Below are 4,990 nucleotides of genomic sequence, written 5' to 3'. Positions count from 1 at the left end.
AGAGCCCACTCAACCACTGCGTCTTGCTCGACAATCCAAAAACAATTGAGAGGCTAGGACTTTTGTCCCAGCCTCTTCTTATGATTTATTCTTCTTCCTCGTCTTCAGAATCCTCTTCTTCGTCGTCTTCTTCGCTCAATTCAACTTCCTCACCTAAATCATCTGGTACGATTTCATTGATTTCAGCATCGTAAGCTTCGACTTCACTCTTTTCATCATCTGGATTTTCTTCATCATATGAAAGAGCTGGATCTGCTTCGTAAACTTCTTCGTCTTCTGGATCATCGTCGTTGTAGTCGATCGCATCTTCGTCTCCATCCATGAAGGCATTGACACGTTTTTTCTTCCGTTTCTTAGGAGTTTCATCTTCGTCTGTTTCTTCAAGAGCGATGATTTCTTCGTCAACTTCATCGATGGCATACCATGAACGAAGACCCCATTTGTTATCTCCAAGTGGGATAAAGCTTCCATCTACATTCAATTCTGTGTAGAACAATGGAAGAGCTTCACGGATCTCGCTGTTTGATTTTTCAAGGTAATTTTGAATTTCATTTACAAGATCGCTAAAGTACATTTCATGGTCACGTCCGCGTAATTCCAAAATCGCACGCGCCACTTCAATCATAGAAAGTTCACTTTTTTCTTGTCCAGCAAATACTTCTAATTCCAAGGGTAAATCTCCTTATGTTTCATTTCCTAAATGGAGAAGGATCCGGTCTTAAACCTCATCCTATCCTCAATGATAGATTGAAAACTTCTCGTCACTAAATCTATCACGCATTTTATCGTTACACTCTATTGTACGATAAATTTCCCCTTTCGTCAAAGGAAAATTCCAGGATTCTCCATGAAATCATAAAAAAGAAGAGCCTCACGGCTCTTCTTTTTTATCTCAATTATTTTACTTTTGCTGTGCTTGTGATCACGTTCACTGCTTTCTTCACTGTGATGTCATGTTTCAACATTTCTGGTGAAAGAAGGTTGCGAACTTGTTCAACTGGCATGTTGTAATCTGCTGCCAATTGTTCGATTTCAGCGTTGATTTCTTCTTCAGTTGCTTCGAAGCCTTCTGCTTTCGCTACTGCTTCAACCACAAGGTTTGTCTTCGTACGGCTTTCAGCTTCTGCTTCATATTGTTTGTGAAGATCTTCTTGAGTTGTTCCAGTGATTTGGAAGTACATTTCAGGTGAGATACCTTGACGTTGCATGTTTCCAAGGAACTCGTTGATTGAACGGTGTACTTCTTCGTGGATCATTTCTTCTGGAAGGTCAACGATTTCAGCATTTTCAACTGCAAGATCGATTGCTGCTGCTTCTACTGCATCATTGTATGCTTCTTCTTTAGCTGCTGCCAATTCTTTGCGGTATTTTTCTTTCAATTCGTCAAGAGTTTCAACTTCTTCGTCGATGTCTTTTGCCAATTCATCGTCAAGAGCTGGTACTTCTTTTGCTTTTACTTCGTGGATCGTTGTCACGAATTTCGCTTCTTTACCTGCAAGGTCAGCTGCTTGGTAGTCTTCTGGGAAGGTTACGATCACATCAACTGTTTCACCAGCAGAGTGTCCAACCAATTGGTCTTCGAAACCTGGGATGAATTGTCCTGAACCAAGTCCAAGTGAGAAGTTGTCACCTTTACCACCGTCGAATTCAACACCGTCGATAGAACCTACGAAGTCGATCACAACTGTGTCACCTTCTGCTGCAGCACCTTCTTTAACAACCAATTCAGCCAAGTTGTTGCGTTCGCGTTCGATACGAGCATCCACATCAGCGTCTGTTACTTCTTTAGAAACTTCTACTGATACTTCAAGGTCTTTGTAAGCACCCAATTTTACTTCAGGTTTTGTGACAACAGCTGCTGTCAATGTCCAGTCTTGACCTTTTTCCATAGATACAACATCGAAAGTTGGTTGTGCTACCACTTCGATTCCAGCTTCTTTAACAGCTGCTTCATATGCTGCTGGAAGAAGATCGTTCAAAGCATCTTGGTAAAGTGCTTCTTCACCAAAACGTTGGTTGAAGATTGGACGTGGAATATGACCTTTACGGAATCCAGGTACGTTCAAAGTTTTCTTAACTGACTCAAACACACGGTCCAAAGCAGGTTTGATTTGCTCTTGGCTGATTGTGAAAGTCAATACACCGTGGTTAGTTTCTTTGTTTTCAAATGATACAGACATTCTGTCTCTCCTTAAAATAATATAGTCATTCCTTATAATTTTACCACAAAACTTTGAAATTGCAAGTTTTAAAACGTTTTTGCCTCTCTTTTCATCCAAAAAAACTAGCCCTTAAAAGCTAGTTCTGATTATGATTTTCGGATGGGATCATCGAGGTAGAGAGCACGGGCGCCGCCGATCAATTTTGGCCGACTGGCAAGGGCTGTGACATGGGCTCCACCTAGCTCACGCAAGATAGGGCGAATCGGAACTTGCACGTGTTTGACATGCATCCCTACTGAGGTATCTCCGATGTCTAACCCGGCTTGGGCTGTGATAAATTCCACCTCAACAGGATCCTTAAAATACTTGAAAGCTGCGAGTTGTCCAGCACCTCCTGCATGGAGACTCGGAAGGACATTGACGATTTCTAGCTCCTTCTTGTCCGCCAATTCTCTTTCGACCACCAAGGCGCGATTGAGATGCTCACATCCTTGTACCGCTAGATAAATCCCTCTTGGATTCAACTCATCTAGCAAGGTCTGGACAATAGCTTCAGCAATGTCGATGTTGGAGGCCTTTCCAATTTGCCCTCCTGCAACTTCACTTGAAGACATCCCGAGGACTAGAATCTGTCCTTGATGGAGACGGCTTTTTTCCAAGACATCTACCAAGATTTCTTTTGTATCCTTCTTCAGTTGCTCCAGATCCATGAATTAGCTTCCTTTCTTTTGAAATGCATAATAGACAACATAGCCTAAAGCCATTCCAACAAAATTCTGAGCGAGGTTATTCGGAATGTCCGAGATAGCAGCACCCCAGCCATTGCCTAAAAAGAGAGCAGAAGCTAGTGCGTAACCGCCTACCATGACGACTGTTGCAAGGAGCAAGCCTAGGTAACGAGCTTTGCCCTTGAAGCCAGCGAAATAGCCTTGGCCTCCGTGAAAGAGGAGGCTAAAGAACATCCACTGAGGATAGCCTGAAATCAGATCCAATAAGAAGGCTCCGACACCGCCTACAATAGCACCTTCCTTGCGTCCAAAATAGAAGGCTGTGAAATAGGCACCAAGATCTAGCAGGGTGACGATCCCTGTAGGAGTTGGAAGTTTGGTATAGTAGCCAAGTACAACTGTCAAGGCTGTCAAAATAGAGAGGCGGGCAATGAGTTGAGTTCGATTAGATGTCATATTGTACTACTCCATACTGGTCTGAATGTTGAATCGCTTGGAAAACAAAGTCTTTAGAGGCTTTAACAGCTTCAAGCGGTGATTTCCCTCTTACCAACTGGCTGGAAATGCTAGACGCAAAGGTACAACCAGCTCCTGTATTGTTCTTTTCTAAGACCGGCTCTTCAATGACGGTGAAGTCTGTCCCATCATAAAAGACATCGATGGCCTTTTCTTTATTGAGACGATTGCCTCCTTTGACCACGACATTCGCCGCTCCTAATTCGTGGAGCTTGCGCGCTGCCGCCTTCATATCGTCGAGCGATTGAATCTTGCTTTGGGTCAAGATCTCAGCTTCTGGCAAGTTCGGCGTGATGATGGTCACATAAGGGAAGAACTTAATCAATTCATCTCGAAGAGCTGAAACTTCTACATCATGGCTTTCCTTGCAGACCAAGACAGGATCTAGTACCACAGGGATCTCCGCATGGGCTTTGACATAGTCCAAGGCCAAGTCTGCCACTTCAACATTTGGCAAAAGACCGAGTTTAATAGCAGAGAAAGGAACATCTTTGAGGGAGTTGAGCTGTTGAGCAAAGGTCGTCGGATCCACCGGAATCACTTCAAAACCGTGCTCCGTCATAGCGGTCAAACAAGTCACCGCCACAAAACCATGCTGTTTATTAGTCGTATAAGTTGCAAGGTCTGCGTGAAGACCTCCCCCACTAAAAATATCATTTCCTGAAATAGCTAGAATCAATTCATTACTCATAACGGATCTCCTTTAAATATAAGCCATTTGGCGCTGCTGTAGGACCTGCTAGATTGCGGTCCTTCTTTTCTAAAATTAGATCGATCTGCTCGATCGGCATCCGATCATTTCCGATCTTCAACAAAGTTCCCACCATATTGCGGATTTGCTTGTAGAGAAAACCATTGCCCGAAAAGGTAAAGACAAGGCGATGATGTTCCGCATCCTCGACCAAGCGAGCCTCTGTAATCGTACGAACCTTGTCTTCCACACTGGTTCCTGAAGCTGTGAAACCGGTGAAATCATGGGTTCCCTCCAACTTTTGGATGGCCGCTTGCATCTTTTCCACATCCAAAGGATAAGGATAGTGGGTGGCATAGTGGCGCATCATGGGGTTCTTGGGACGACCATAATCCACGATGAATTCATAGGTCTTGCTGTGCTTCTTGTAGCGTGAGTGAAAGTCATCTGCTACTTGCTCTACTCGGATGAAATCAATATCCTCTGGGGTTTGGGTATCGAGGGCAAAGCGGAGCTTTTCCTCGTCCCGCGCTTGGGGGAGATCAAAATGAATCACCTGGCCAAGAGCATGGACACCTGAATCCGTTCGACCCGCTCCATGAACAGTAACAGGGGTTCCTTGATTGAGGCGCGTCAAGGTCTTCTCGATTTCCTCTTGCACACTACGGGCATGCGGTTGGCGTTGAAACCCTGCAAACAAGGTCCCGTCATATGAAATGGTTGCTTTGTATCGTGTCATGGTTTTATTTTAGCAGGATATAGAAGGGGTTACAAGAGTGAAAAACTCAAACTGTCCGGGTACAGTTTTGCGAGCACAAAAAGAGGCTGGGACAAAAGTCCTAGCCTCTCAATTGTTTTTGGATTGTCGAGCAAGACGCAGTGGTTGAGTGGGC

At 44.2% G+C, this 4,990-nt stretch carries 6 protein-coding genes; all 6 read right to left on the bottom strand.

All coding sequences use genetic code 11. The features are described from left to right. Nucleotides 1-85: 85 nt before the first annotated feature. The 6 genes from rpoE to truA all read right to left on the bottom strand — a co-directional run bounded on the left by rpoE (nt 86) and on the right by truA (nt 4,836). On the bottom strand, nt 86-670 hold the full coding sequence (rpoE, locus tag NFR56_RS09770; protein ID WP_003010182.1) for a DNA-directed RNA polymerase subunit delta: 585 nt from the start codon (nt 668-670) through the stop codon (nt 86-88). Between the two features lie 226 nt (nt 671-896). Continuing rightward, nucleotides 897-2,180, bottom strand: coding sequence for a trigger factor (gene tig / locus NFR56_RS09765; protein ID WP_003004508.1), 1,284 nt, complete (start codon nt 2,178-2,180; stop codon nt 897-899). Between the two features lie 128 nt (nt 2,181-2,308). After that, complete coding sequence (locus NFR56_RS09760; RefSeq protein WP_070505432.1) at nt 2,309-2,872, bottom strand: TIGR01440 family protein; 564 nt, start codon at nt 2,870-2,872, stop codon at nt 2,309-2,311. Between the two features lie 3 nt (nt 2,873-2,875). Next, a complete protein-coding gene (locus tag NFR56_RS09755; protein ID WP_003017988.1) occupies nt 2,876-3,346 on the bottom strand; it encodes an ECF transporter S component in 471 nt (156 codons plus the stop codon). Then, on the bottom strand, nt 3,336-4,097 hold the full coding sequence (locus NFR56_RS09750) for a bifunctional hydroxymethylpyrimidine kinase/phosphomethylpyrimidine kinase (RefSeq protein WP_118095880.1): 762 nt from the start codon (nt 4,095-4,097) through the stop codon (nt 3,336-3,338). Before NFR56_RS09750 ends, NFR56_RS09755 begins: the two co-directional genes overlap by 11 nt. Then, on the bottom strand, nt 4,090-4,836 hold the full coding sequence (gene truA / locus NFR56_RS09745) for a tRNA pseudouridine(38-40) synthase TruA (protein ID WP_021154450.1): 747 nt from the start codon (nt 4,834-4,836) through the stop codon (nt 4,090-4,092). Before truA ends, NFR56_RS09750 begins: the two co-directional genes overlap by 8 nt. Nucleotides 4,837-4,990 lie beyond the last annotated feature (154 nt).

This window comes from Streptococcus caecimuris, from assembly GCF_943193075.1.
In the GTDB taxonomy this organism is placed as follows: Bacteria; Bacillota; Bacilli; order Lactobacillales; family Streptococcaceae; genus Streptococcus; species Streptococcus caecimuris.
This window is presented reverse-complemented; position numbering and strand designations above follow the sequence as displayed.

Coding starts and splice junctions, on each gene's coding strand:
- tig (WP_003004508.1), bottom strand. CDS start 2,180: ATGTCTGTATCATTTGAAAACAAAGAAACTAACCACGGTGTATTGACT.
- NFR56_RS09760 (WP_070505432.1), bottom strand. CDS start 2,872: ATGGATCTGGAGCAACTGAAGAAGGATACAAAAGAAATCTTGGTAGAT.
- NFR56_RS09755 (WP_003017988.1), bottom strand. CDS start 3,346: ATGACATCTAATCGAACTCAACTCATTGCCCGCCTCTCTATTTTGACA.
- NFR56_RS09750 (WP_118095880.1), bottom strand. CDS start 4,097: ATGAGTAATGAATTGATTCTAGCTATTTCAGGAAATGATATTTTTAGT.
- truA (WP_021154450.1), bottom strand. CDS start 4,836: ATGACACGATACAAAGCAACCATTTCATATGACGGGACCTTGTTTGCA.